Origin of the sequence: Kitasatospora purpeofusca (assembly GCF_042691725.1) — a bacterium.
In the GTDB taxonomy this organism is placed as follows: Bacteria; Actinomycetota; Actinomycetes; order Streptomycetales; family Streptomycetaceae; genus Kitasatospora; species Kitasatospora purpeofusca_B.
Genome location: NZ_CP170483.1, coordinates 4,519,289 through 4,545,082 on the forward strand (window position 1 = coordinate 4,519,289; position 25,794 = coordinate 4,545,082).

Below are 25,794 nucleotides of genomic sequence, written 5' to 3' on the forward strand. Positions count from 1 at the left end.
CTTCCGGCCGTGCCCGGGGAGGGCCTCCGGCCTGCGACGACCCGGGGCGGCCGGTTCGCCCGGGGGCGCTCACGGGTGGGGTTCGCGCCCCTCTCGGGGGTGCCGGTCAGAGCCGGACGGGCTTCTCCAGCCGGACGTCGGCGGCGTCCAGCCAGGCCCGCAGCGGCCCGTCCTGGCCCTGTTCGACGGCCTGGGCGACCGGTTCGGCGAGGTCGGTGCGGCGGACCCCGCCGAGCAGCAGCACCGGGCCGTCCAGCCAGTCCAGCCCGGGGACGGCGCCCGCGGTGTCCACGGCGGCGCAGCAGACCATCGCGGTGACGTGGTCGACCAGCACGTCCCGCCCGGTGCGGACCGGTTCGAGCAGCGGCGCGGGGGCGGCGGTGCCGGCCGGCCTGGCGGCGAGGGCGGCGGCCAGCCGCTCGCCGTCGCCGTCGGCGAGCCGGCCCAACAGCCTGGTCAGCGTCGGGGCGCCGGGGCGGTTCTGCGGGGCGAGCAGGTCCAGGGCGGACTGCAGGGCGGCGGCGCGGGCCCGCCAGCCGGCGTCCACCACGTCGGCCGGGTAGTCGGCCCAGTCCAGTTCGCGCCAGCCGCCGGAGGCGGGCGCGCCGAAGAACAGCTCGGCGGCGAGCCGGGAGACCGCGGCGTCCACCGCGCCGGGCTCCTCCAGCAGGTCGCAGGCCGGGCGGTCGCCGAGCCGGCTGCCGTAGCCGTCGGCCAGCCGGTCGCGCCGGGACAGTTCGGTGAGCGCGGCGACCACGCCCGCGTTGAGGTGCGCGGGGTGCCGGCCGAGCCGCCAGGCGGGCAGGGCGACCCGGGTGAGCAGCCGGTCCCAGCCCGCGTAGGCGAGGCCGACCTGCTCCTGGGCGGCGATCCGCAGGCCGTAGTCGACGCCGCGGGCCTGTTCGGAGGCCCAGCCGGCGACGGACCGCTCCAGCTCGGCGGCGTGCTCGCGGCAGGCGCCGAGCAGCCGGCGGGTGATCCGGTCGGTGATCCGGTCGGCGAGCGCCGGGCGGCGCCGGGGCGGGCGCGGGTCGCCCGGGCCGGGGGCGCCGGCCGGGCCGGCGGCGGAACCGGCGTCCAGGCTGGCGTCGAGGGCGCGCAGGAAGCGGCGGGCGGCGGCGATCTCCGGGTCGGCGGCGGCCGCGGTGCCGGCCACCACCGGGGCGAGCAGGGCGCGCAGCTCGCCGGCCCGCATCCACCAGAGGAAGGGCGAGCCGATCACCAGGACCGGCGCGGGCGGTGCGCCGTCGGCGGTGCGGGCGCGGCGGCGGGGCCGGGGCGCGGGGACGTCCTCCAGCCAGCTGTCGCAGTCCGGGGTGAGCGCGACGGCGGAGGGCGCGGGGACCTCCAGCCGGTCGGCGAGTTCGTCGATCAGCCGGTACAGCTCGGGGGCCTGGGAGCGGCCGAGCGGCACGGCCGGGGTCTGCGGCGGGACGGCCCGGCGGTACCCGCGGGCGGCCGCGGCGGCCACCAGCAGGGTGAGCGCGGCCACCGCGCAGACCGTCCAGCGGGCGAGGTCCCAGCCGGCGGCGTCCAAGGAGCCGGGGGCGCCGATCCGGCCGGTGAACCGGCCGGCGAGCAGGACCACCGCGGCGGCGGCGGGCAGCGCGGCGGCGGCCAGGGCGAGTCCTCGGATCCGCAGGACCGCCTGGGCGTGAGCGCGCGCGGTGTCGACAGCGGCCATACGGAGCGGCACCCCCTTCGGAGCCCTCGGGTGCCCGGCGAGGGGCCCCTGAGCCGATTCGAAACGATCAGTTCCGACAGGGAAACGGCGGCGGCCGAGCCCCGGTCGTCATGCTGCGTGGCGCTTCTGACATTTTCGACGCCCGTGTCCGGGTGGGTGTTCCGGATCGCCCCGGTTCCACTCGTCCCGGTGACGCCGCCCGGATTCCGGACGACCGTCCAGGGGCGGCCTCGGCCGGCCCGGGCGTGTCCGGTCCGGCCGGACGCCGTCCAGCATCCCCCCGCGCGACCGCGGCTACCCGGCGGCGGGCGGAAGCGGCCCGACCTGTGACGCCGTGGTCCAGCGCACCATAAGGCCGGGCGCCCGGTTACGTCAGCCGGATGCGGCCGCTGTCACTCGATGGGCTGGATTCCGGCCGCCGAACGGTGCGCCGGCCCCGGAAGCCGCTCCGGCCCCGCCGGTGCCCGAAACGCCGGACGGCGCTGCGTCCATGGGGGTTGTCCACGGGGCTCACGGGGCTCATGGGACGCAGCGGGGGTCGCACGCGGGGCGGCGAACGCCCGGGCCCCCGGCGCGCGGATCGCTCGCCGGGGGCCCGGGGAAGGGGAGGGGGTGCGCGGCCGCTACTGCGCGGCCTTCAGCGCGATGTCGCCGCGGTGCTGGCCGCCCGCGAGGGAGATCCGCTCCACCGCCCGGTAGGCCCGCTCGCGCGCCTCGGCGAGCCCGGCCCCGGTCGCGGTGACCGACAGCACCCGGCCGCCGGCGCTCAGCACCCGGCCGTCCTCGGCCGCCTTCGTCCCGGCGTGCAGCACGTACGCGGTGCCGTCGGCGGCCTCCGCCTCGGCCAGGCCCTCGATCGGGTCGCCGGTGCGCGGAGCCGCCGGGTAGCCCTCGGCGGCGATCACCACGGTGACCGCGGCGCCCTCGTCCCAGCGCAGCGGCTCCAGCCGGTCCAGCGTGCCGGTCGCCGAGGCGTGCAGGACCTCGGCCAGCGGGGTGCGCAGCCGGGCCAGCACGACCTGGGTCTCCGGGTCGCCGAAGCGGGCGTTGAACTCGATCACCCGGGTGCCGCGCGAGGTCAGCGCCAGACCGGCGTAGAGCAGCCCGGAGAACGGGGTGCCGCGGCGGCGCAGCTCGTCCACGGTCGGCTGCAGGACGGTCGCCAGGACCTCCTCGACCAGGCCCTCGGGCGCCCAGGGCAGCGGCGAGTAGGCACCCATGCCGCCGGTGTTCGGGCCCTGGTCGCCGTCCAGGGCGCGCTTGAAGTCCTGGGCCGGCTGGAGCGGCAGGACGGTGCTGCCGTCGGTGATCGCGAACAGCGAGACCTCGGGGCCGTCCAGGTACTCCTCGATCACCACCTGCTCGCAGGCGGCGGCGTGGGCCAGCGCCTCGTCGCGGTCGGAGGTGACCACGACGCCCTTGCCGGCGGCCAGGCCGTCGTCCTTGACCACGTACGGGGCGCCGAAGGCGTCCAGCGCCTCGGCGGCCTCGGCGGCGGTGGTGCAGACGTAGGAGCGGGCGGTGGGCACGCCGGCGGCGGCCATCACGTCCTTGGCGAAGGCCTTGGAGCCCTCCAGCAGGGCCGCTTCGGCGGACGGGCCGAACACCGCGATGCCGGCCGCGCGCACGGCGTCGGCGACGCCCGCGACCAGCGGGGCCTCCGGGCCGACCACGACCAGTTCGACGCCGAGCCCGCCGGCCAGCGCGCTGACCTGCGCGCCGTCCAGCTGGTCGACCGGGTGGACCGTCGCCACCTGCGCGATCCCGGCGTTGCCCGGGGCACAGTGCAGCTCGGTCACGGCGGGATCTTGGGACAGAGAGCGGCACAGGGCGTGTTCGCGGGCGCCGCCGCCGATGACGAGGACCTTCACGCTGCGCAAGGGTAGCCGGTGGCCGGTTCCGGCCGCTCTCCGGTCCCGTAGGAAGAGACAATCACGGGGCGAGGGTGCCCGCACGGCCTCGGAGGATCCTCCGGCTCCGGACCCCCGCGATCACCGCGCGGTGGCCGGGTCAGGACAGTGGGTCACCGCGCCCTCGCTCGGACGGGTGAAATCCCGCCGACCGCCACAACCCTCTCACCTCGGGATCCGGTGGCCGAATCCGGTAACGATCATTGGCGAAGCGCCCACACGGTAAGCCATTTGGCGGTAAGAAGTGCTGTTGGACCACCACCGGCGGCCGCCGGTGACGCCGCCCCGGGGCACCCAGCACGCTCCGGAACGGCGGTGTGGCCGCCGCGTTGCCCGGCGTTTCACGAGCCGTCAGGCCGATGACACGTCAGTCCGCGCAGAGTCGGAACCAGCCAGACCAGCAGTCCGCCCGCCACAGGGAGCCCCACAGGTGAGCCAGCCGGAAATGCAGCCCGAGGAGAGTGCCTGGGGCAAGGAGATCGGCGAGGAGGACCCGCCCGCCGCGACCGTGGCGCGCCGCGCCTCGACCCGCCGCCGGTCCGATCTGAGCACCCGCCAGTTCCCCCTGGGGGACTGGGGCGAGCCCGCCGAGCGGCTGGAGGAGCTGTACCGCTGGTCCGAGGAGCGGGCGGTCGAGGCCGTCGAGTGGTACCGCCGGGACCGGATCTGGAAGCGCCGCTGGGCCCGGCTGCTGCGCTTCGGCTCGGCCGGCTTCGCGGTCGGCGGGGTCACCGCCCCGCTGGTCGACCTCACCGGGGCCGTCGACAACGCCACCAGCTGGGGCTACGTCGGGCTGGCGCTGGCCGCCGCCTGCTACGGCGCGGACCGGGTGTTCGGCCTGACCTCCGGCTGGATGCGCGACGTCTCCACCGCGCAGGCGCTGCAGCGCCGTCTGGAGGCCTTCCAGTTCGACTGGGCCTCGGAGTGCGTCCGGGAGGTGCTCGGCCCCACCGAGGGCACCGCGGGCGAGGCCGCCGAGCGGTGCCTCGGGGTGCTGCGGCGGTTCTGCGAGGACGTCTCGGACATGGTCCGCACCGAGACCTCGGAGTGGATGCTGGAGTTCCGGGCCGGGATGACCCAGCTGCCGACCCAGGTCGCCGGCAGCTGGGGCGGGCGCACCGAGCCGGGCATCGGCGCCCAGGTGCGGGTGCTGCCGCCGCCGGGGACCAGGCCCACCATGCCGCGCCAGCGGCCGCCGGAGGGCCCGCTGCGGTAGCCGGGCGGCGGCGGACCGGGGGCCCGCCCGGGCGCCCGGGGCCGGCTCGGCCGCCGGGCCCCGGGGGGTCGGGTCGGGGGTGGGGCCGGGGCCGGCTCAGGCGAAGACGATCATCGAGCCCTGGTGCAGGCTCCGGGTCGCCGCCGCGTACAGGCCCGCCCAGGCGTGCCGCTCCCGGGCGAACGGGTGCAGGTCGTCCAGCGGCGGGCCGAACGGCTGCTCCAGGCCGGTCGGGCCGAGCGGCCGGGTCGGCGCCGGCGGGTCGAGCGGGTCGATGCCCAGCGCCGGGGCGACGGCCCGCAGCTCGCGCAGCAGCCCGTGGCTGGAGCCGAGCGGGCCGCCCGAGGCGAGCAGCGACTCCTCCACCAGCGGGGCGGCGAACTCGATCGGCACGTACGCGCCGGCGTGGTCGAAGTGCCAGACCAGGTGCGACTGCTCGGCGCTGCTCTCGAACATCTCCAGCAGCTGCTCGTAGTCGCCGCCGAGCGCGTCCACCGGCGTGATGTCCAGACCGGTCAGGCCCAGCAGGTAGGCCCGGCGCAGGAAGTGCAGCGAGTCGTAGTCGAAGGCGGCTATCGGCTCGACCGCCCCGCTGAGCCCCGGCACGAACCGGTAGACCGGCATCTCGGGCAGACCGCGCGAGGCCAGCACCTGGTTGTAGAGCGCGAGGTCGTCCCGGAAGGGGTTGTCGGGGCTGTGGCTCAGCACGTCCACCAGCGGGACGAGCCAGAGGTCGCAGGCCATGGCCGGCTCTTCCTCTCCGGACGCGGGGAACCGGCCGCGCGGCGGCGGACGGCGGATGGGCGGGTCGGTGCCCGGAGCGCCGGTACGCGGCGCGGCCGGGACGGACGACCGCCCACCCTACCGGCCCGGCGAGCGATGCGGACCGGACCGCCCCCCGGGCAGCTGGTCCGGCGGCGGATCGGGCAGCCGGCGGCCGAACCGCCCGTACGGGACCGAGCGCGGCTGCGGCACCAGGCCGAGCCCCAGGCCGAGTTCGCGGCCCAGCTCCCGGCCGAGTTCGCGTTCCCGGCCCCGGGTGCCGTCGGCCGCGCGGCCCGGTTCCACCGGTCGGGCGGGCTGCTCCGGACCGGGCGCCTCGGTGGCGCCGGGCCCGGGGCCCGCCCCGGTCTTCCCCGGCGCGGCGTCCCCCGGGGTGTCGGGCGGCGGCGCGGCGTCCTGGCCGCCCGCCGCGAGCGGGCGCCCGGTCAGCAGCGACAGCACCCGCACCGTCTCCACCGGCTGGCCGGCCAGTTCGGCCAGCAGTCCGACGGTGAAGAGGTTGTACTCGCAGACGATCCGGTGCGAGCGCGCCACGTCGCGCGCCTCGATCGCCTCCACCAGCTCCAGGTGGTCGTCCCAGCAGACCCCGCCCAGCCGGGGCATCGACCGCAGGTACCGCGCCGCGAACATCCACGACTGCACCCGCAGCCAGTCCAGGTAGTCGGCCATCCGGCGGTTGCCCATCAGCCCGCCGACCTCCTGCCAGAACCGGCGGTCGCAGCCCACCATCACGTCCAGGTTCCCGGCCCGGGCCGCCCGCGCCGCCGCGTCCGCCCGGCGGCGCAGCGAGGCCAGCCGGCTCTCGTCCGGCCGACCGGGGTCGGTGGCCATCCGGCGGTAGAAGCTGTCGGTGATCAGCACCCGGGTCTCGAAGATCTCCCGGAAGTCGTCCCAGCCGAACTCGGGAACGGTGAAGCCGCGGTGGTGCTCGGCCCGGAGCAGCCCCTGCGCGGAGAGGTCGACCAGCGCCTCCCGGGCCGGGGTCGCCGAGACCCCGTACAGCTCGGCGATCTCCTTGACGGTGAAGTTCCGCCCCGCCGCCAGCCGGCCGGCCATCATCTCCTCGCGCAGCGCGCCGGCGATCTGCTCGCGCAGGCTGTTGCGCTGGATCACGGGACGGGTGTCGCCCGCGTCGGTGTCGAACATGCGCGCGACCTCCTCGGGCGGGCTGGACGGTCTGACGGGAACAGACCGGCGACGTACGGGCTGGTAACACGACGAGGGCTCATCTTCTCAAAAAGGACACCGACGTGTACAAGCCCCCCATACGCCCCGGCGCGCCCCCGCGCGCCCGGCCGTCGAAAACGGCCCCGTCAGCGCTGCACCGGCGCCGGGATTCCCAGCAGCCGGTCCCGGTGCACCGGGAACTCGGCGCGCGCCTTCGCCACCTCCGCCGGATCGAACTCCACGGTCAGCACCTCCTCCCCGGCCCCCGCCTCGGCCAGCACCCGGCCCCACGGGTCCACCGCGATGCTGTGGCCCGCCTGCTCGACCCCGCCGTGCGTCCCCGCCGTGTTGCAGGCCAGCACGTACGCCTGCTCCTCCACCGCCCGCGCCCGGCTCAGCAGCGTCCAGTGCTCCCGCCGCCGCTCCGGCCAGGCCGCCGGCACCACCAGCACCTGCGCGCCCGCGTCCAGCAGCGCCCGGAACAGCTCCGGGAACCGCAGGTCGTAGCAGGTCGCCAGGCCCAGCGTGCCGACGTCGGTGACCGCGGTGACGATCTCCTGACCGGCACCCATCACCACCGCCTCCCCACTGTCGAAGCCGAAGCGGTGGATCTTGCGATAGGTGTGCACCAGCTCGCCGTCCGGGGCGAACAGCAGCGAGGTGTTGTAGATCGGCCCGTCGGGATCGCGCTCGACGATCGAACCGGCGTGCAGCCAGACCCCCGCCGCCCGGGCGGCCGCCGCCATCGCGTCCGAGGTCGGCCCGTCCAGCGCCTCCGCGCCGTCGGACCAGAGGTCGTGGGCGAAACCGCCGAGCGGCCACAGCTCGGGCAGGACCACCAGGTCCGATCCCCGCTGCGCCCGCACCAGCGCGGCCGCGCGGGCCCTCCGCTCGGCCGGGGGCTCGGCGTCGGAGACCGCGAGTTGGATCAATGAAGCGCGCACAGTACCACCGTCCACGGCAAGAGTCCTACGATCGTCACCCGAAAGCGCTGCCCTGCTCTCACCCGGCAGCGTAACGTGCGGTTAGCGTGTGCGCCCGGAAGCCGGATTTCCCGGCCGACCCAGGAACCCGCGGGCACGCGTGGCAAGGCAGCTGACGGAGGGCCGGAGATTCCCGTGACGGACAACCAGACCGTGCAGGCTTACACCGAGGCGTGGACCCAGTCCATCGAGGCGATATCCGAACTGGTGGCCCCGCTTCCCGAGGGCTCCTGGAACCGGGCCACCGAGTGCCCCGGCTGGTCTGTCCGTGACATCGTCGCGCACGTGATCGCCGTCGAGTCCGAGCTCCTCGGCGACCCCCGCCCGATCCACTCCCTCCCCCGCGACCTGCGCCACGTCACCACCGAGGCCGCCCGCTACCTCGAACTTCCCGTCGACAAGCGCCGCTGCCACACCGCGCTGGAGATGACCAGCGAGCTGGAGTACACGATCATCCGCCGCTCCCGCGCGCTGCGGAACGCCAAGCAGATGCCCAACGAGCCGGTCCGCCGGCCGGGCGGCCCGCAGAGCCACGACATCCCGTACCACGAGCTGCTGCGGCTGCGCGCGTTCGACGTCTGGGTGCACGAGCAGGACCTCCGCCGCGCCCTCGGCGTCCCCGGCAACCTCGACTCCCCCGCGGCGCTGGTCACCCGTGACGTCCTGCTGCAGGGCCTGCCGAAGGCCGTCGCCCACCGGGCCGGCGCCCCGGCCGGCACCGCCCTGGTCGTCGACGTCACCGGCCCCGTCGAGTTCCTGCGCACCGTGCGCGTGGACTCCGCCGGACGCGGCACCGTCGACGAGTCCATCAGCCTCGCCCCCGACGTCCAGCTCACCCTCGACTGGGAGACCTACGTCCGCCTCGCCTGCGGCCGCGGGCGCCCCGGTCCGGTGAAGGTGGAGGGCGACAAGGAGCTGGCCGACCGCGTCCTGGCCAACTTCTCCGTCACCCCGTAGCCCCGGCCATCACCCGCCCGGCGTACACGCACCGTGCACGCCGGGCGAGTGCGCCTCGCGCTCCCGTGCGTCACATTGGGACCAGTAGCCCCGTCCGTTCGGCCTCGTTACGGCGGACGGGTGCACGGTGCCGGGGCGCGGGAGCGCGAGCCGTGCGAGCAGGACCCTGGCCTCCCGGGAAACACGGACTGCGGACATGCGGCTCGTATGCCTGACCAAAAGTCAGGCATACGACGTTTCCGCAGGTCGGAAGCCCTACGCCGACACCGCCGCGAGCTTCTTTTGTAGCCGCAGGATCATCAGGGTGCCCGCCGCCAGCGGCACGTACTGCCAGCAGAACGCCCAGCGGAAGGCGCTCGCCGTGTAGCTGTCGGCGCCGGACGGGCTGAGGGTGTCCAGGAGGACGCCGATGCCGAAGAGGGTGATCATCGTGCCGATGAAGCCGCCCATGTTGACGATGCCGGAGGCGGTGCCGAGGCGTTCGACGGGGACGCGGGCGCGGGCGTAGTCGAGGCCGACCAGCGAGGCGGGGCCGTTGCTGCCCATCACCAGGACGACCGCGACCAGCAGCCACAGCGGCGGGTGGCCGCCGGGCCAGGCGAGCGCCACCGCCCACAGCAGCGCGGTGGCGCCGATGACGGTGAGCACGATGGGCATCCGGGCGCGGGCGGTGCGGGACAGGACGCGGCCGAAGAGGAAGCCGAAGCTCATGTTGGAGAGCACCAGCAGGGTGAGCAGGCCGCCGGCCGCCGCGCGGGTCATGCCCTGGGCCTCGACGAGGTAGGGCAGGCCCCAGAGCAGGCCGAAGGCGTTGCCCGGGAACTGGGTGGTGAAGTGGATCCAGAGCCCCAGCCGGGTGCCCGGCTCCCGCCAGGTCTCCCGCACCTGGCGCGCGATGCCGGGCCGGGGCTGCGCGGCGGGCGCCACCGCCTCGGCGGGGCCGTCCGGCGCCTCCCGGAGGAAGAGCGCGACGAGGGCGAAGACGGCGATGCCGAGCAGGGCGATGGCGGTGAAGGTGGGCGTCCAGCCCTCGCTGTGCAGGGCCTGGGCGAGGACGACGGTGGTGACCAGGTTGCCGCTCATGCCGGCGAGGCCGGTCAACTGGGCGACCAGCGGGTTCTTGGCGGCGGGGAACCAGCGGGCGGCGATCCGCAGCACGCTGATGAAGGTCATGGCGTCGCCGCAGCCGAGCACGGCCCGGGAGGCGAGCGCGGGGCCGAAGGAGCCGGAGAAGGCGAAGGCCAGCTGGCCCGCGCTGAGCAGCACGACGCCGAGCAGCAGCACCCGGCGCGGTCCGAACCGGTCGACCAGCAGGCCGACGGGGATCTGCATGGCCGCGTAGACGAGGACCTGGAGGATCGAGAAGGTGGAGAGCGCGGAGGCACCGATGCCGAAGCGGTCGGCGGCGTCCAGGCCGGCGACGCCGAGGCTGGTGCGGTGGATGACGGCCAGGACGTAGACGCTGACGCCGATGGACCAGGCGAGCCAGGCGGCCCGCCCACCCGGGGGGTGGTGGGCGGCGGTGGGACCGGGGGCGGGGCCGGTGCCGGCACGGGGAGCGGGGACGGACAGGGGGCGGACTGAACTGGCGGGCTCCACGGTCATAGTGGCCCCAGATTAGTCATCCCATCATTGAACGCCTAGGGCGGGGTCGGGAGGCCGGACACGAACCATCCGCTCCGCGCGCCGCTCAGCCGACCACCGTCCAGGACACCGAGCGCGTCATGTAGCGGTCCCGGAAGGCCTCGTCGCGGACCCAGTCGGTGGTGTCCCGGACGGTCGCCGTGACGGTCGCGCCGTGCCCGGGCTCCAGCGGCAGCCACGCGGTGTCCAGCCAGCTGCGGTCCGCCGCCTGCGGCTCGACGGGGACGCCGTTCACCGTCCAGTCCACCCGCAGCTGCCGGGCGCCGGCCAGCGGGAGCGGCCGGACCTCCAGCCGGGGCCGGCCGGTGACGTCGCCGGGCGCCGGAGCCGGGTCGTCGGTGGGTCTGACCCGCCGGTAGATCTCCTCGATGATCGCCTCCCGCGAGGGCAGGTTGTAGGCCCCGCCGAGGGTGCGCATCACCGAGTCCGCGGTGGGCCGGTAGACGCCGTTGGCACTGCGGTAGGCGCCGACCGTCCCGGCGCCGTCCGGGGACTCCGCGCCCAGCCAGCGCCACCACTTGGTCTGCTTGCGGCGCATCTCCTCGGCGTTGTCGGTGGCGAGGTTGGGGTAGTCGGCGTCGTCCGGCGCGCTGTCGTACTCGTCGCCGAGGTCCCCGACGGTGTGCCCTATCTCGTGCTGGATGATCCGCCCCGCGTCCGGGCTGCCGCCGGCCAGGGTGGTCACCCCGGTGCCGCCCGCACCGCCGTACTCGGTGGAGTTGGCGAGCGCGATGAGGTACTGCGGGCCCTCGCCGCGGCCGGCGTAGCGGGCGGTCGCGTCCTCGTCGGCGCAGAGCAGCCGGGCGGTGCCCTCGCACCAGAAGTGCATGCCGAGCGGGGTGGCGGGGCGCCGGCCGCGGTTCTCGGTCTCGGCGATGCCGGAGACCGGGGAGACCACCTCGACCCGCCTTATGTTGAAGAACCCCTGGTAGCTGCGGAACGGCTCGATGTCCATCAGCGCGCGCCAGGCCCGGTCCGCCTGCTCGCGGAACAGGTCCTGGTCCCCGGCGCCGTAGCCGTCGCCGAGCAGGACGAGGGTGATCCGGTTGGCCGGGTCCCCGGTCCGCCGTATGTCGACGGTCGGGGCCTCCCCGGCGGTGTGCAGGTCGGCGCGCTGCACGGCGGTGTGCGGCGGCACCGCGCGGTCGGCGGGGGCGCCGGGCCCGATCACCCCGAACGGCGGGGGTCCGGCCAGTTCGAGCGCGGCCGGGAGCACGGCGGTGGACACCAGCACGAGCGCGGCCAGACTCCGGACGATCCGGCCAGGGTTGCCAGGCGGCATACGGGTGCGTCCTCGACGTTGCGGTCACCCGGTGTCGCCCGGGTGGTGGACGCGAAGACGTACCCGGCCCGGTGTGTCGTCCTCACCGAATGCCGAAAAAGTCACCGACCTGGACGAATCACAAGAATCTCACCAGTCATACCTATGAGTCTGATCAAGTGCTTAACCGACCACCGTCCGTGAGGCCGGGGTCACCCGCGACTCCCGAAGCACCCGACTTTCCGCGGCGGGAGCAACCCCGGCCGGACTCGAACGTCTTTTCCCGTGAGGACGAACCTTGGAGCCGCAGCATGCCGGAGAACACCACCGCCCGCGCCGACGACGACACCGCCTGGTCCTGACCCCCGCCCGGGCCCGGGACGAAGGCCCCCAGGACGAAGGGGCCCTGCCTCCGCACGGCGGTGCGGGAGGCAGGGCCCCTTCATCGTTGCCGGGGCCGGCTCAGCCCCAGGTGATCAGCCGCTTCGGGTGCTCCAGGATGCCCGCGATGTCGGCCAGCACCTTGGAGCCCAGCTCGCCGTCGACCAGCCGGTGGTCGAAGGACAGGGCCAGCGTGGTGACCTGGCGCGGGACGACCTTGCCCTTGTGCACCCACGGCAGCTCCCGGACCGCCCCGAAGGCGAGGATGGCCGCCTCGCCGGGGTTGAGGATCGGGGTGCCGCTGTCGACGCCGAAGACGCCGACGTTGGTGATCGTGACCGTGCCGCCCTGCATGTCGCCGGGCGCCGTCTTCCCCTGGCGGGCGGTGTCGATCAGCTCGCCGAGCGAGACCGCCAGGGCCGACAGGGTCTTCGCCCCCGCGTCCTTGACGTTGGGGACGATCAGGCCGCGCGGGGTGGCCGCGGCGATGCCGAGGTTCACCTGGCCCTTGATGACGATCTCCTGGGCCGCCTCGTCCCACTGGGCGTTGATCTCCGGGTTGCGCTTGATCGCGGTGAGCAGCGCCTTGGCGACCAGCAGCAGCGGGCTGACCCGGACGTCCCGGCCCAGCTCGCCGCTCTCCTTGAGGCGGCGGACGAACTTCATCGTCCGGGTGACGTCGACCTGGACGAACTCGGTGACGTGCGGGGCGGTGAAGGCCGAGGCCACCATCGCCTGCGCGGTCGCCTTGCGGACGCCCTTGATCGGCACCCGGACGTCGCCCGCGCCGGGGACGGCCACGGGGGCGGCGACCGGTTCGACGGCCTGCTCGACGACCGGGGCCTCGGCCGGGGCCGGGGCGGCGGCGGCCGCCGCGTGGGCGTGCAGGTCCTCGCGGGTGATCACGCCGTCCGGACCGGTCGGGGTGACGGCCCGCAGGTCGATCCCGAGGTCCTTGGCCAGCTTGCGCACCGGCGGCTTGGCCAGCGGCCGCTCGCCGGTCACCGCGACGGCCGGGGCCGGGGCCGCGACCGGAGCGGGAGCCGGAACGGGCGCCGGGGCCGGAGCCGCGACGGGCGCCGCGACCGGAGCCGGCGCGGCGGCCGTGGTGCGGCGGGCCCGGCGCTGGCTGCCGCCGGTCCGCGGGCCGTAGCCGACCAGCACCTCGCGCCGCTCGGGCTCGGCGGCCTCCGCGACGGCGGCCGTGGCGGCGGGTGCCGGGGCGGCGGCCGGAGCCGCGGGCGCCCCCGCCTCGCCGGCCACCGCGACCGAGATGATCACGGTGCCGACGTCGACCGTCGCGCCCTCGGGGAAGAACAGCTGCTCGACGGTCCCGGTGAACGGGATCGGCAGCTCCACGGCGGCCTTGGCGGTCTCGACCTCGCAGACGACCTGGCCGTCGGTGACGGTGTCACCGGGCTTGACGTACCAGCTGAGGATCTCGGCCTCGGTGAGGCCCTCCCCCACGTCCGGCATCTTGAACTCGCGGAGCGAGCGAACTTCGGTGGTCATCATCGCTCCCCTGGATCAGTACGCGAAGGCGCGGTCGACGGCGTCGAGCACGCGGTCGAGGTCGGGGAGGAAGGCCTCCTCGACCCGGGACGGCGGGTACGGCGCGTAGTAGCCGCCGACCCGCAGGATCGGCGCCTCCAGGTGGTAGAAGCAGCGCTCGGTGAGCCGGGCGGCCAGCTCGGCGCCCATGCCCAGGAACACCGGGGCCTCGTGCACGACGATGCCGCGCCCGGTCCGCTTCAGCGACTCCTCCAGGGCCGCGAAGTCGACCGGGCTGAGCGAGCGCAGGTCGACGACCTCCAGCCGGCGGCCGTCCTCCTCGGCGGCCGCGGCGGCCTCCAGGCAGACCTTGACCATCGGCCCGTAGGCGATCAGCGTGGCGTCGGTGCCCGGGCGCACGATCCGCGCGTCGTGCAGGCCCAGGTCGGCGGCGTCGCCGACCTCGCCCTTGTCCCAGTAGCGCCGCTTGGGCTCCAGGAAGATCACCGGGTCGTCCGACTCGATGGCCTGGCGCAGCATCCAGTGCGCGTCGTGCGCGTTGGACGGGCTGACCACCCGCAGACCGGCGGTGTGCGCGAAGTACGCCTCGTGCGACTCGCTGTGGTGCTCGACGGCGCCGATGCCGCCCGCGTACGGGATGCGGACGGTGACCGGGAGCTTGACGTGGCCGAGCGCGCGGGCGTGCATCTTGGCCAGCTGGGAGACGATCTGGTCGAAGGCCGGGTAGACGAAGCCGTCGAACTGGATCTCCACGACGGGGCGGTAACCGCGCAGCGCGAGGCCGATCGCGGTGCCGACGATGCCGGACTCGGCGAGCGGGGTGTCGATCACCCGGCCCTCGCCGAAGTCCTTCTGCAGGCCGTCGGTGATCCGGAAGACGCCACCGAGCTTGCCGATGTCCTCGCCCATCAGGAGAGTCTTCGGGTCGCTCTCCAGCGACTTGCGCAGCGCCTCGTTGAGCGCCTTGGCGATGCTGAGCTGACCGGCCATCAGAGGTTCTCCCCCGCCTCGAAGGAGGCCGCGTACTCGACGTACCCGGCCCGTTCCTCATCGACCAGCGCGTGCGGCTCGGCGTAGACGTGGTCGAAGATCAGGGTGGGGTCCGGGTCCGGCATGCCGCGCACGCCCTCGCGCACCCGCAGCCCGAGCTGCTCGCTCTCGGCCTCGACCGAGGCGAAGAACGCCTCGTCGGCCAGGCCCTGCTTCTCCAGGTGGGCGCGGAGCCGGGTGATCGGGTCCTTGGCCTTCCAGGCCTCGGTCTCCTCGGTGAGCCGGTAGCGGGTCGGGTCGTCGGAGGTGGTGTGCGCGCCCATCCGGTAGGTGAACGCCTCGACCAGCACCGGGCCGTTGCCGCTGCGGGCGTGCTCCAGGGCCCAGCGGGTCACCGCGAGGCAGGCCAGCACGTCGTTGCCGTCGACCCGCACGCCCGGGAAGCCGAAGCCGGAGGCGCGGCGGTACAGCGGGATCCTGGTCTGGGTGGTGGTGGGCTCGGAGATCGCCCACTGGTTGTTCTGGCAGAAGAACACCACCGGGGCGTTGTAGACCGAGGCGAAGGTGAAGGCCTCGTTGACGTCGCCCTGGCTGGAGGCGCCGTCGCCGAAGTACGCGATCACCGCGTCGTCGGTGCCGTCCTTGGTGATGCCCATCGCGTAGCCGGTGGCGTGCAGGGCCTGCGCGCCGATCACGATGGTGTAGAGGTGGAAGTTCTTCTCGTTCGGGTCCCAGCCGCCGTGGTTCACGCCGCGGAACATGCCGAGCAGGTTCAGCGGGTCCACGTCGCGGCACCAGGCGACGCCGTGCTCGCGGTAGGTGGGGAAGGCGTAGTCGCCGGGCCGCAGCGCGCGGCCGGAGCCGACCTGGGCGGCCTCCTGGCCGAGCAGCGAGGCCCACAGGCCCAGCTCGCCCTGGCGCTGCAGGGAGGTGGCCTCCGCGTCGAACCGGCGCACCAGCACCAGGTCACGGTAGAGGGCACGAAGCTCGTCCGGCTCCACGGTGAGCGGGAAGTCCGGGTGCTCGACCCGCTCGCCTTCCGGGGTGAGCAGCTGCACGAGCTCCGGCTGGGCGTCCTTACCCGTGGCGCGGAGGGTGTCGGGGACGCCGGGAGCCGCCTTCTTGCGGGCCCTCGCCGTGCTTTTGACGGTCACGTTCACTCCTCGGTCTGTCCGGCCGCCCGGGGTCGCCGGTGACCGGTCCGGTCACCGCCTCGCGGGGCGCGCGTGGGTGTGCGCTCCCATCTGCGGGGCAGGTGGTGATCCTGTTCCGACGGCGTCCCTCACGAGAACGTTACCCAGCGTCCGCCCTCGGCGCGTCTGCGCTAGGACGTCCTACTTGTTCGGGGTCTACAAACGCGCGTGTGGCGCAGCTCTCAATTCGGTCGCCTTCAGGACACCTGCGCACGCTATCCGGGCGAAGGCTCCTGCGTAAGGGGGTTACCGGCATCGGTTTCGACCGCTCTGGCCGGATCGCGACCCCGGTCCGGTGCGGGCGGGAGGTCTTTCGTAGGGTGATATGGGAGGCTTTGCGCGTGACTGATAAGGGACAAATCAGGGTATTCCTTCTCGACGACCACGAGGTGGTCCGCAGGGGCGTTCACGAACTCCTCTCGGTCGAGGACGACATCGAGGTGGTCGGCGAGGCCGGCACCGCCGCCGAGGCGCTGACCCGGATCCCGGCGGTCCACCCCGACGTCGCGGTCCTGGACGTCCGGCTGCCCGACGGCAACGGGGTCGAGGTCTGCCGGGAGATCCGCTCCCGGCTGCCGGAGATCAAGTGCCTGATGCTGACCTCGTTCTCGGACGACGAGGCGCTGTTCGACTCGATCATGGCCGGTGCCTCCGGCTACGTGCTGAAGGCGATCCGCGGCACCGACCTGATCACCGCCGTCCGGGACGTCGCGGCCGGCCGCTCGCTGCTCGACCCGGTCGCCACCAGCCGGGTACTGGCGCGGCTGCGGGACGGCGGCGAGAAGGAGGACGAGCGGCTCGCCCAGCTCACCAAGCAGGAGCGCCGCATCCTGGACCTGATCGGCGAAGGGATGACCAATCGTCAGATCGGCAACGAGCTGCACCTCGCCGAAAAGACGGTGAAGAACTACGTCTCCAGTCTGCTCGCGAAGATGGGGATGGAGCGCCGGACGCAGGCGGCCGCTTTCGTGGCCCGGCACCAGGCGGACCACCAGCACGGATAGGGCGGATGCACAGAACTGACGACCTGTCAAGGACCCCCGCCGAGAGGTCTTAACCTCTGGCTGTGACTTTCAGCCAGACCCTTGCCCTTGCACCAGCCCGTCCCGACCTCACCGCTCCCCCGATAGGAACCCTCAGCCCGCCCGTCCCCCACGCCGCGCTCGCCGAGGTCCTGCGCCGCTACCGGGTGGGCCGCCTGCTCACCGCCGAACCCGTCGCCGAAGGCCTGCTGAACCGCGGCTACCGGATCACCACGGAGGCCGGCGGCTACTTCCTGAAGTGCTACGTCGACGCCGCGACCGCCGGCCGCGAGGCCGTCGCCGCCCACCACCGCGCGATGGGCGCGCTCGCCGCCCTGGGCCTGCCCGTCACGCCCCCGCTGGCCCTCGCCGGGCGGACCGCCACGATCGCCGCGTTCGGCGGCCGGCTGTTCGCCCTCTTCCCCTGGGTGGAGGGCCGGCACCGGCACGGCACCGAGCTGGCGCTGTCGCAGTGCGCCGCGCTGGGCGCGCTGCTCGGCCGGCTGCACGGCGCGCTCGACGAGGTCTGCGCGCCCGTCGCACACCCCTCCGGCTACCGCAGCGCCGACCCGCTGGACAGCTCCGCGCTCGCCCGCGAGCTGCGCCGCCGGGCCCGCGAGCACCAGCCGCACGGCGAGCTGGACGCCCTGGTCGAGCGCCGGCTGACCGAACGGCTGGAGCTGCTCGCCGAGCACGCCCACCGCCGGCCCCTCCCGCAGGCCGCCCCGCCCACCGGCTGGACCCACGGCGACTTCCACGGGCTCAACCTGCTGCACTGCGGCGAGCGGATCGCGGCGGTCCTGGACTGGGACAAGCTCGGGCCGCAGCCGCGCGCCGAGGAGGCCGTCCGGGCGGCCACCCTGCTCTTCAACGACCGCGTCACCGGGGTGCTGGACCTCGTCCGGGTCCGGCACTGGTCGCAGTCCTACCGGGCCACCGGCGCCGCCACCGCCGAGCACCTGGCCGCCGCGGCGCACCGGGTCTGGTGGGAGCGGCTGAACGACTTCTGGATGCTCCAGTGGCGCTACCAGCGGGCCGACCACCGGGCCGACCCGCTCTACCCCGCCTCGGCGGGCCAGTTGGCGTGGTGGTGCCAGGAGTACGAGCAGGTCCTGGACGCCTTCGCCAACTGACCCCGAGGGGCCCCGCGGCTCAGCCGGTCGCCGGAGTGCCGCCGCCCGTGGGCTGCGCCGGCTTCGACGGGCCCCCGCCCCCGCTCCCGCCCGCCGGAGGCGTCGTGTTGGCGCCGCCTCCCGGCGGGTTGGTCGCCGGAGCCGTGGCCGGGGGCGTCGTCGCGCCGCCGCCGGTCCCCGTGCTCGGGGCACCGGTCGACGGGGCGGTGGCCCCCCCGGTCGACGTCGCGGACGGCGTCGACGGCTTGCTGCTGGTCATGGTCGGCGTCGCCGTCGGGCTCGGCGTGTTGTGCTTGCCGGTCGGCTGGTTCGGCTGCTGGTTCGGGTTGCCGCCGCCGTTGTTGTTGGTGTCGGTCGGCTGCTGCGGGCGGCGGGTGTTCTGGCCGGTCGGTCCCGGGGTCGTGGTCGAACCGGTGCTGGGCGTGGTGGCCTCCGGGGCCGTCGACACCACCCCGGCGGACGGGCTGGTGCCGCTCGGCGTCCCCTTCGTGCCCTCGTCGTTGCCGCTGAGCGCCAGGGCGATGCCGGTGCTGGCCGCCACCACCACCGCCACGATGCCGGCCACCCAGCGCCACGGCCCGCGTCCGCGTCCGCGCCCGCCGCCGGGGCCGTTCCCGGAGTCGTCCCCCCCGTACGAGCCGTCGGCCGCCGGGTAGGGCGAGGACGGCGTGTGCGGGCCGCCCGGCACCTGGTAGGGCAGCATCGTCGTCGGGTCGCCCGGGACACCGGCCCCGAGCACCGCCGTCTCGTCCGCGCCGACCGCCGGCAGCGCGCCGCCGTGGACCGGCCCGACCGCGGTGCCGACGGCCCAGCCGCCGGTGCCGCCGGTCAGCTCGCGCAGCGCGTGCTCGATGTGCGCGCGGAACTCGTCGGCGTCCTGGAACCGGTCGTCCGGGTTCTTGGCCAGCGAGCGCAGCACCAGCGGGTCCAGCCCGGCCGGCACCCGCGGATTGGCCTGCGAGGGCGGCAGCGGCTGGTCCTGCACGTGCTGGTAGACCACCGACAGCGGGGTGTCGCCGGTGAACGGCGGGCGCAGCGCCAGCAGTTCGTACAGCATGCAGCCGGCCGCGTACAGGTCGGAGCGGTGGTCGACCGGCTTGCCCAGCGCCTGCTCCGGCGAGAGGTACTGCGGGGTGCCCATGACCATGCCGGTCTGGGTCATCGTCGAAGCGGTGCCGGTGAGCGCCCGGGCGATGCCGAAGTCCATCACCTTGACCGCGCCGTTGGTCGTGATGATGACGTTGGCGGGCTTGATGTCGCGGTGCACGATGCCGTGCCGGTGGCTGTAGGCCAGCGCCTCCAGCACCCCGGCGATGATGATCAGCGCCTGGTCGACCGGCGGCGCCGCCTCGTCGACCAGCAGCTCGCGGACGGTCCGGCCCTCGACCAGCTCCATCACGATGTAGGGCGTCGACTCCTCGCCGACGTACTCCTCGCCGGTGTCGTACACCGAGACGATCGCGTGGTGGTTGAGCGCCGCGACGGCGTGCGCCTCCCTGGTGAAGCGCAGCCGGGCGATCTCGTCCTGCGCCAGTTCGCCGCGGAGCAGCTTCACCGCGACGGTCCGGCCGAGCCGGACGTCCTGGGCGGCCAGCACCTCGGCCATGCCGCCCCGGCCGAGCCGGTGGGTCAGCCGGTAGCGGCCGTCGCCGACCGTGCCCAGCGGGGCCGCGGTGCCCCGGCCGGGGGTCTGCGGGCCCCCGTACGGCGGCAGCGCGGTCGTGGCGGCGTCGCTACCGGGCTCGGGCATCCTCGGCGCCCCGCCGGCCGGACCGGTCGCCCAGGCCCCGTCGTCGTCGTCCGGATGCTGCGTCTGTGCCATCGCTCCTCGCCCCGGGCCTTCGCTCGGATCGCGGTGCCCTGTCGCTCGTATTCCCCGAACGCTACCGCCTCCGGCGCCCCCTGCAGCACGCGCGATCCGGACGGAACGCGTCAGAGCAGGCCATTGCGGTCGGCCGGACCGTCCAGGCGCAGCACCGTGGCGGTCTGGCCCGAGACCCGGGAGCCGGAGCCCGACTTCGTGTTGTCCCGCTCGGCCCGGTTGACCACGATCGCGATGATGATGACCGCCAGCACGATCACGCCGACGATGATGCCGACGATCACCAGCGCGGTCGAGCAGCCGCCGCTGTTCGACGCCGGGGCCGGCTGGAACGGCGGCGCCGGCATCGGCTGCGGCGCGGCGAACGGCTGCGGGGTGTGCGGCTGCGGGAAGGCCGGCGGCGGCGTCTGGAACGGCTGCGGCTGCGGGAAAGGCTGCGGGGTGTGCGGCTGCTGGAAAGCCGGCGGCGGCGTCTGGAACGGCTGAGGCTGCGGCTGCGGGAACGGCGTCGGCGTCTGCGGGGCCTGCGGCGCCGCGTGCACCGAGCGCGGCCCGTCGGTGATCACCAACGGGTTGCTGGCCGCCAGCGGGCTGCCGCCGCCCTTGGCCGCGCCCATCAGCCGCTCCGCCTCGTCGCGCATCGCCGCCGCGCTCGGGAAGCGGTGCGCCGGGTCCTTGCGCAGCGCCCTGGCCACGAACTCGTCGACCGCCGGGCTGAGCCGCGGGTTGAGCGTGGACGGCGCCGGCGGCTCCTCCTGGACGTGCTTGTACGCGATCGAGAAGGCCGAGTCACCGTCGAAGACCAGCCGGCCGGTGAGCATCTCGAAGAGCATCACGCCGACCGAGTAGAGGTCGGAGCGGGCGTCCACCGGCTTGCCCAGCGCCTGCTCGGGCGAGAGGTATTGCGGCGTGCCGACCACCATGCCGGTCTGGGTCATCGAGGTGACCCCGCTCTCCAGCGCGCGGGCGATGCCGAAGTCCATGACCTTGACGTTGCCCTTGCGGTCGAACATGACGTTGCCGGGCTTGATGTCGCGGTGCACCAGGCCCATGTCGTGCGAGGCCTCCAGCGCGTTCAGCACGCCGACGATGACCCGCAGCGCCTCCTCGAGCGCGATCGCGCCCTGCTGGGCGACCGCCTCGTTGATGGCGTCCCGCAGGCCCTTGCCGTCGATCAGCTGCATGACGATGTACGGGGTGCTGGAGCCGTCCGGGGCGATGTCCTCGCCGCTGTCGTACACCGTGACGATGTTGGGGTGCTCCAGCCGGGCCACCGCCTGCGCCTCGCGGCGGAACCGCTCCTTGAACGAGTCGTCCCGGCCCAGCTCGGCGTGCATGCTCTTGAGCGCCACCGACCGGTCCAGCACGCTGTCGTACGCGAGGTGGACCGAGGCCATGCCGCCCTCGCCCAGCACCCGCTGCAGCACGTACCGCCCGTTGCCCAGGGAGTAGCCTTCGACCGCCGCGTTGCCGTGCTCGCTCATGGTCCTCTGCTCCCCCTCGGTGCGGCCCTGCCGCCGCGACCGTGACATTCGGTCTCGTCCGTGCTGTGTCCGGGCCCGGCCCGCTGGCCCGCCCGACCCCTGTCGCGGTGCTCGCCCGGCCTGCGACAGGGGCCCAGGGTATCGGCTCGCGCCGACGCCGACCGGCCCAGGGCCGACACTGTGTCCGGCTCGCGACCGGGCGCCGGCCGCTCGTGCGTCCGGCACCGGGGCGCCCTGTCGCGCCCGGTGCCCCACGGCCCCGACGGGGCCGTGGCGGTACGGGTACGGCCTACAGGTAGGGGCCGGAGCGGATGCCGCGGCCCTCGCCCGGCTCCTCGCCCTCCGGATCCCCGCCGTGCAGGCCGGGCGGCAGCGCCCGCCGCATCTGCTCCAGCTGCGCCCGCGCCGCCATCTGCTGGGCGAACAGCGCGGTCTGGATGCCGTGGAACAGGCCCTCCAGCCAGCCCACCAGCTGCGCCTGCGCGATCCGCAGCTCGGCCTCGGTCGGGATCGAGTCCTCGGTGAACGGCAGCGACAGCCGTTCCAGCTCAGCGACCAGCTCGGGGGCCAGGCCGAGCTCCAGCTCCTTGATCGAGCTGGCGTGGATGTCCTTCAGCCGGGCCCGGCTGGCCTCGTCGAGGGGAGCCGCCCGGACCTCCTCCAGCAGCTGCTTGATCATGCTGCCGATCCGCATGACCTTGGCGGGCTGCTCGACCATCTCGGTCACCGGCAGCTCACGCGGGCCGTCCCCCTCGTCGTCCCCCGCCATGCCGACCATCCCCTGGCCGACCGGCAGCCCGTCCGGTCCGACGATCAGCACCTTCTGGCCGTCCTGCGACTGCCCGCCCATGGCCTGGTGGAACTCGTGCGACGAGCGCTCGTTCATCGGATTCGTCATGAACCACATTCTCCCTCACTGGGATTGCCCGGGTGGAGGCCCCCGGCCACCCGGACACGACGCTACGCCCCGGACCCGGGGCCGGGTATCCGTACGGATACTCAGTCCGCCCGGGTACCGGGGCGCGGCGGGCGCGCGGTCAGCCGCGCCGCAGCCGCAGGCCGATCAGGCCCAGCCCGCAGCCGATCAGGCCGAGGCCGGCGCCGAGCGGGAACTGGCGGGTGGAGACGTCGTCCCACCGGGTGGGCAGCACGAGGGGGGCGGCCGCCACGCTCTGCGGCCCGGGGCCGCCGAGCGCCAGCGTCCCGCTCCCGGAGCCGTCGGCGGGCCCGGCCGGGGCGTCCTCGGCGGGATCCGTCCCGGTCTCGGCGAGCTGCTCCGGGGTCTGCTCGGGAGGCTGTTCCGGGGCCTGTTCGACGGCCTGCTCCGGGCTCTGCTCGGAGCGTTCGGGCGCCGAGGCCGGGCGGTGCCGCTGCCGGCGCTGCTCCCACTCGGCCCAGGGGACGCCGGGGCGCAGGCGCCCGGCCCGCTGCCACCCGGGCGCACCGGCCGGCACGACCGCGGACGCGCCGGCGGTCACGGGCGCCTCGGCGTCGTCGGACGCCGTGGCCTCGGACGACGGGCCCTCGGCGGCGGGCTCCGCGTCGTCGGCCGCCTCCGGGGACGGGAACGCCTCGGGTGACGGGGCGGACGCCACCGGGACCGGAACGGCACCGGCGGAACCGGTCGGCACGGCCACCGCCACCGGGCCGACGGCCAGCGGCACGGCGAGCCCGAGCACCGCCAGCACCAGCAGCCGCCGCGCACGGCGCCCGGCACGGTGGGTGCCGGGCCGCACACGGCCCCGGGCGCGCCCGGGGAGGCGGCGGGAGGAGGACGGCGGCGGTGCTGCGGGCAGCGGCCCGAGGAACACGGACGAAGGTGCGGGCACGGTCGAGGTCCTTCCGCGACGGCCGACCGCGCGGGGCGGGGTCGGCGGCGGGACAGCTCCCGTCCAGCGTCACACAGACCGACAATCCGGGCATGTCGGACGGTCCGGCCCGGCCGGACGGCGGAGCGGCGGGTCCGGGGACCCGCCGCTCCGCCGTCCGCGCGCGGGCTCAGGCCCGCAGCACCACCTTGCCGACCTGCGCGCCGGCCTCCAGCACCCGGTGCGCCTCGGCGGCCTCCGCCAGCGGCAGCACCCGGTCGACCACCGGCTTCACCACCCCGGAGGCGACCAGCGGCCAGACGTGCTCGCGCACCGCCGCCACGATCGCCGCCTTCTCGGACAGCGGCCGCCCGCGCAGATTGGTCGCGATCACCGCGCCGCGCTTGCGCAGCAGGGTGTTGAGGTTCAGCTCGCCGTTCACCCCGCCCTGCAGCCCGATGATCACCAGCCGCCCGTTGACGGCCAGCGCGTCCACGTTCCGCTGCAGGTACCTGGCGCCCATGATGTCGAGGATGACGTCCGCCCCGGCGCCGCCGGTGGCCTCCCGGAGCACCTCGACGAAGTCCTGCGCGCGGTAGTCGATCAGCACGTCGGCGCCCAGCTCCGCGCAGCGGGCGAGCTTCTCCGGGCCGCCCGCCGTCACCGCCACCCGGGCACCGACCGCCTTGGCCAGCTGGATCGCCATCGTCCCGATGCCGCTGGCGCCGCCGTGCACCAGCACCGTCTCGCCCGGCCGCAGGTGCGCGGTGAGGAAGACGTTGGACCACACCGTGCAGACCACCTCCGGCAGCGCGGCCGCCTGCTCCGGGGTCAGCCCCGGCGGCATCGGCAGCAGTTGGCCGACCGGCACCGCGACCCGCTGCGCGTAGCCGCCGCCGACCAGCAGCGCGCAGACCTCGTCGCCGACCGCCCAGCCGGACACTCCGGGGCCCAGCGCGGTGATCCGGCCCGCGCACTCCAGGCCGGGGTACCGCGGGCTGCCGGGCGGCGGGTCGTAGAAGCCCTGCCGCTGGAGCAGGTCGGCGCGGTTGACGGCGGTGGCGGCCACCTCGACCAGGACCTCGCCCTCCCCGGGCACCGGATCCGGCACCTCGGCCCAGACCAGCGCCTCGGGCCCGCCGGGTTCAGGAATCGTCATCGCATGCATGGCCCGACGCTACTGCGCGGCGGCGGCCCGGCGGGCGGGCGACCCGCCCCGTCAGCCGGCCAGGCCGGGGAGCAGCACGGCGCCGGGCAGCGCGGCCGCCACCCGGCCCGGCAGGATCAGCTTGCCCCGCCGCCGCCCGCTGCCCACCAGGACGAACGGGGTCTGCGCGACGGCCTCGTCGACCAGCAGCGGCCAGCCGGCCGGCAGCCCGACCGGGGTGATGCCGCCGTACTCCATGCCGGTCGCCTCGACGGCGGTGTCCATCGGCGCGAACGAGGCCTTGCGGGCCTCCAGGTGCTTGCGGACCGTCCGGTTGACGTCGACCCGGGTGGTCGCCAGCGCCAGGCAGGCGGCCAGGGCGCTCTCCCCGCCGCGCTTGGCGGCGACCACCACGCAGTTCGCCGAGGCGGCCGGCGGCACGCCGTAGGTCTCGCAGAAGACGGCGGTGTCGGCCTTCTCCGGGTCCGTCTCGACGTACAGCACGGACCGGGCGGCCTCCCGGTCGTCCCAGTTCTTCAGCGCGTCGGCCACCGGGGCGACCAGCCGGTCGGCCACCTCCAGCGCGGGGGCGGAGAAGTCGAACGTGCCGAACGGGAGCTGCGGTTGACCGGTCATGGAGCCGACCCTACGCCCCCTCCGCCGACTTGATGACGATCACCCGGTCGGTGAGCTGGAGCGTCCGCGCCTCCGGCTCGGTGTAGTTGATCACCCGCCGGCCGCGCACCACCGCCACCACCAGGTCGTCGAGTTCGCGCGGGCTGTGCCCGGCCTCGGCCCGGGTGACCGGGCGCTCGACCACGTCCAGGCCGTTGCCGTAGGTGAGCAGGTCCTCCATCACCGCGCCGGTGTGCGGGCTGAGCATCGACATGCCGAGCAGCCGGCCCGCCGAACTGGAGCTGGTGACCACCACGTCGGCCCCGCTCTGCCGCAGCAGCGGGGCGTTCTCGTCCTCCCGCACCGCCGCGACGATGGTCGCCGAGCGGGTCAGCTGGCGGGCGGTCAGGGTGATCAGCGCGGCGGTGTCGTCCCGCTCCGGCGCGACCACCACCCGGGCGGCGGTGGGCAGTCCGGCGCGCAGCAGGGTGTCGGTCCGGGTGGCGTCGCCGACCACGCCCACCAGGCCCAGCTGGGCGGCCTGGTCGATCGCCTTGCGCTGCGGGTCCACCACCACGATCTCGTCCTTGCGCGCCCCCTGCCCGAGCAGGGTGTCGATGGCGCTGCGGCCCTTGGTGCCGAAGCCGATCACGACGGTGTGCTCGCGCACGGTGGACCTCCAGCGGTTCAACCGCCACTGCTGGCGGGTGCGTTCGGTGAGCACTTCGAGGGTGGTGCCGACCAGGATGATCAGGAAGAGCACCCGCAGCGGAGTGACCACGAAGATGTTGGTGAGCCGGGCGCTGTCGCTGAACGGGGTGATGTCGCCGTACCCGGTGGTGGAGAGCGTCACGGTGGCGTAGTACGCGGAGTCCAGGAAGCTCAGCCCGCCGCCGGCGTTGTCGTTGTAGCCGTCGCGGTCCAGCCAGACGATCACCGTGGTGGCGACCAGGACGCCCAGCGCCAGCAGCAGCCGGAAGCCGACCTGCCGCAGCGCCGGGGCGGTGCGGCGGGCGGGCAGCACGATCCCGGAGTCGGCCCAGGGCTCGGTACCGGGAGCGGACGGCCCGGCCAGCCGCTCG

At 74.8% G+C, this 25,794-nt stretch carries 21 protein-coding genes; 4 read left to right on the top strand and 17 right to left on the bottom strand.

Going from position 1 to position 25,794, the window contains the following annotated elements; genetic code table 11:
• Window positions 1-106 precede the first annotated feature (106 nt).
• Window positions 107-1,684, bottom strand: coding sequence for a hypothetical protein (locus ACFCLZ_RS19065; protein ID WP_380277547.1), 1,578 nt, complete (start codon window positions 1,682-1,684; stop codon window positions 107-109).
• Between the two features lie 623 nt (window positions 1,685-2,307).
• Complete coding sequence (purD, locus tag ACFCLZ_RS19070; RefSeq protein WP_380277549.1) at window positions 2,308-3,555, bottom strand: phosphoribosylamine--glycine ligase; 1,248 nt, start codon at window positions 3,553-3,555, stop codon at window positions 2,308-2,310.
• A gap of 469 nt (window positions 3,556-4,024) precedes the next feature.
• Between purD and ACFCLZ_RS19075 the strand changes: the two genes are divergently transcribed.
• Window positions 4,025-4,810 (top strand): SLATT domain-containing protein, encoded by a 786-nt coding sequence (locus tag ACFCLZ_RS19075; protein WP_380277551.1) that lies wholly within the window; start codon window positions 4,025-4,027, stop codon window positions 4,808-4,810.
• A gap of 96 nt (window positions 4,811-4,906) precedes the next feature.
• On the opposite strand, the gene ACFCLZ_RS19080 is transcribed toward ACFCLZ_RS19075, so the two are convergent.
• The 3 genes from ACFCLZ_RS19080 to ACFCLZ_RS19090 all read right to left on the bottom strand — a co-directional run bounded on the left by ACFCLZ_RS19080 (window position 4,907) and on the right by ACFCLZ_RS19090 (window position 7,704).
• Window positions 4,907-5,554 carry a hypothetical protein gene (locus ACFCLZ_RS19080; protein ID WP_380277552.1) on the bottom strand — a complete coding sequence of 216 codons (648 nt, stop codon included), beginning with the start codon at window positions 5,552-5,554 and terminating at the stop codon, window positions 4,907-4,909.
• A 117-nt stretch (window positions 5,555-5,671) separates the two neighbouring features.
• The gene (locus tag ACFCLZ_RS19085; RefSeq protein ID WP_380277554.1) at window positions 5,672-6,739 is read right to left on the bottom strand and encodes a GntR family transcriptional regulator; all 1,068 of its coding nucleotides are present in this window, start codon (window positions 6,737-6,739) and stop codon (window positions 5,672-5,674) included.
• A gap of 167 nt (window positions 6,740-6,906) precedes the next feature.
• Window positions 6,907-7,704: a carbon-nitrogen family hydrolase gene (locus tag ACFCLZ_RS19090; RefSeq protein ID WP_380277556.1), complete on the bottom strand. Its 798-nt coding sequence runs from the start codon at window positions 7,702-7,704 to the stop codon at window positions 6,907-6,909.
• Window positions 7,705-7,878: 174 nt separating this feature from the next.
• Between ACFCLZ_RS19090 and ACFCLZ_RS19095 the strand changes: the two genes are divergently transcribed.
• On the top strand, window positions 7,879-8,700 hold the full coding sequence (locus tag ACFCLZ_RS19095) for a maleylpyruvate isomerase family mycothiol-dependent enzyme (RefSeq protein ID WP_380277558.1): 822 nt from the start codon (window positions 7,879-7,881) through the stop codon (window positions 8,698-8,700).
• A gap of 255 nt (window positions 8,701-8,955) precedes the next feature.
• Here ACFCLZ_RS19095 and ACFCLZ_RS19100 read toward each other — a convergent pair whose 3' ends face one another.
• The 5 genes from ACFCLZ_RS19100 to pdhA form a co-directional block, all read right to left on the bottom strand.
• Complete coding sequence (locus tag ACFCLZ_RS19100; RefSeq protein ID WP_380277560.1) at window positions 8,956-10,305, bottom strand: nitrate/nitrite transporter; 1,350 nt, start codon at window positions 10,303-10,305, stop codon at window positions 8,956-8,958.
• 85 nt (window positions 10,306-10,390) lie between these two features.
• On the bottom strand, window positions 10,391-11,626 hold the full coding sequence (locus tag ACFCLZ_RS19105; protein ID WP_380277562.1) for a M64 family metallopeptidase: 1,236 nt from the start codon (window positions 11,624-11,626) through the stop codon (window positions 10,391-10,393).
• Window positions 11,627-12,067: 441 nt separating this feature from the next.
• Entirely contained in the window at window positions 12,068-13,501 is a 1,434-nt protein-coding gene (locus ACFCLZ_RS19110; RefSeq protein WP_380277564.1) for a dihydrolipoamide acetyltransferase family protein, read from the bottom strand.
• A gap of 12 nt (window positions 13,502-13,513) precedes the next feature.
• Window positions 13,514-14,488 (bottom strand): alpha-ketoacid dehydrogenase subunit beta, encoded by a 975-nt coding sequence (locus ACFCLZ_RS19115; RefSeq protein ID WP_380277566.1) that lies wholly within the window; start codon window positions 14,486-14,488, stop codon window positions 13,514-13,516.
• Entirely contained in the window at window positions 14,488-15,642 is a 1,155-nt protein-coding gene (gene pdhA, locus ACFCLZ_RS19120) for a pyruvate dehydrogenase (acetyl-transferring) E1 component subunit alpha (protein WP_380277568.1), read from the bottom strand. Before pdhA ends, ACFCLZ_RS19115 begins: the two co-directional genes overlap by 1 nt.
• A 380-nt stretch (window positions 15,643-16,022) precedes the next feature.
• Here pdhA and ACFCLZ_RS19125 point away from each other — a divergent pair, with 380 nt between their 5' ends.
• Window positions 16,023-16,685, top strand: coding sequence for a response regulator transcription factor (locus tag ACFCLZ_RS19125; RefSeq protein WP_350543164.1), 663 nt, complete (start codon window positions 16,023-16,025; stop codon window positions 16,683-16,685).
• Window positions 16,686-16,747: 62 nt separating this feature from the next.
• Window positions 16,748-17,836 (top strand): phosphotransferase enzyme family protein, encoded by a 1,089-nt coding sequence (locus ACFCLZ_RS19130; RefSeq protein WP_380277570.1) that lies wholly within the window; start codon window positions 16,748-16,750, stop codon window positions 17,834-17,836.
• A gap of 19 nt (window positions 17,837-17,855) precedes the next feature.
• Here ACFCLZ_RS19130 and ACFCLZ_RS19135 read toward each other — a convergent pair whose 3' ends face one another.
• The 7 genes from ACFCLZ_RS19135 to ACFCLZ_RS19165 form a co-directional block, all read right to left on the bottom strand.
• Complete coding sequence (locus ACFCLZ_RS19135) at window positions 17,856-19,658, bottom strand: protein kinase (protein ID WP_380277572.1); 1,803 nt, start codon at window positions 19,656-19,658, stop codon at window positions 17,856-17,858.
• A 110-nt stretch (window positions 19,659-19,768) separates the two neighbouring features.
• A complete protein-coding gene (locus ACFCLZ_RS19140; RefSeq protein WP_380277574.1) occupies window positions 19,769-21,142 on the bottom strand; it encodes a protein kinase in 1,374 nt (457 codons plus the stop codon).
• A gap of 289 nt (window positions 21,143-21,431) precedes the next feature.
• Window positions 21,432-21,992: a bacterial proteasome activator family protein gene (locus tag ACFCLZ_RS19145; RefSeq protein WP_380286211.1), complete on the bottom strand. Its 561-nt coding sequence runs from the start codon at window positions 21,990-21,992 to the stop codon at window positions 21,432-21,434.
• A gap of 187 nt (window positions 21,993-22,179) precedes the next feature.
• The gene (locus tag ACFCLZ_RS19150; RefSeq protein WP_380277575.1) at window positions 22,180-22,971 is read right to left on the bottom strand and encodes a hypothetical protein; all 792 of its coding nucleotides are present in this window, start codon (window positions 22,969-22,971) and stop codon (window positions 22,180-22,182) included.
• A gap of 169 nt (window positions 22,972-23,140) precedes the next feature.
• Window positions 23,141-24,118, bottom strand: coding sequence for an NAD(P)H-quinone oxidoreductase (locus ACFCLZ_RS19155; protein ID WP_380277577.1), 978 nt, complete (start codon window positions 24,116-24,118; stop codon window positions 23,141-23,143).
• A gap of 51 nt (window positions 24,119-24,169) precedes the next feature.
• Window positions 24,170-24,733: a YbaK/EbsC family protein gene (locus tag ACFCLZ_RS19160; RefSeq protein WP_380277579.1), complete on the bottom strand. Its 564-nt coding sequence runs from the start codon at window positions 24,731-24,733 to the stop codon at window positions 24,170-24,172.
• Window positions 24,734-24,743: 10 nt separating this feature from the next.
• On the bottom strand, window positions 24,744-25,787 hold the full coding sequence (locus tag ACFCLZ_RS19165) for a potassium channel family protein (protein ID WP_380286212.1): 1,044 nt from the start codon (window positions 25,785-25,787) through the stop codon (window positions 24,744-24,746).
• Window positions 25,788-25,794 lie beyond the last annotated feature (7 nt).

Coding starts and splice junctions, on each gene's coding strand:
- ACFCLZ_RS19155 (WP_380277577.1), bottom strand. CDS start 24,118: ATGCATGCGATGACGATTCCTGAACCCGGCGGGCCCGAGGCGCTGGTC.
- ACFCLZ_RS19140 (WP_380277574.1), bottom strand. CDS start 21,142: ATGAGCGAGCACGGCAACGCGGCGGTCGAAGGCTACTCCCTGGGCAAC.
- ACFCLZ_RS19105 (WP_380277562.1), bottom strand. CDS start 11,626: ATGCCGCCTGGCAACCCTGGCCGGATCGTCCGGAGTCTGGCCGCGCTC.
- ACFCLZ_RS19135 (WP_380277572.1), bottom strand. CDS start 19,658: ATGGCACAGACGCAGCATCCGGACGACGACGACGGGGCCTGGGCGACC.
- ACFCLZ_RS19145 (WP_380286211.1), bottom strand. CDS start 21,992: ATGGGCGGGCAGTCGCAGGACGGCCAGAAGGTGCTGATCGTCGGACCG.
- ACFCLZ_RS19100 (WP_380277560.1), bottom strand. CDS start 10,305: ATGACCGTGGAGCCCGCCAGTTCAGTCCGCCCCCTGTCCGTCCCCGCT.
- ACFCLZ_RS19115 (WP_380277566.1), bottom strand. CDS start 14,488: ATGGCCGGTCAGCTCAGCATCGCCAAGGCGCTCAACGAGGCGCTGCGC.
- ACFCLZ_RS19085 (WP_380277554.1), bottom strand. CDS start 6,739: ATGTTCGACACCGACGCGGGCGACACCCGTCCCGTGATCCAGCGCAAC.
- ACFCLZ_RS19160 (WP_380277579.1), bottom strand. CDS start 24,733: ATGACCGGTCAACCGCAGCTCCCGTTCGGCACGTTCGACTTCTCCGCC.
- ACFCLZ_RS19065 (WP_380277547.1), bottom strand. CDS start 1,684: ATGGCCGCTGTCGACACCGCGCGCGCTCACGCCCAGGCGGTCCTGCGG.
- ACFCLZ_RS19110 (WP_380277564.1), bottom strand. CDS start 13,501: ATGATGACCACCGAAGTTCGCTCGCTCCGCGAGTTCAAGATGCCGGAC.
- ACFCLZ_RS19080 (WP_380277552.1), bottom strand. CDS start 5,554: ATGGCCTGCGACCTCTGGCTCGTCCCGCTGGTGGACGTGCTGAGCCAC.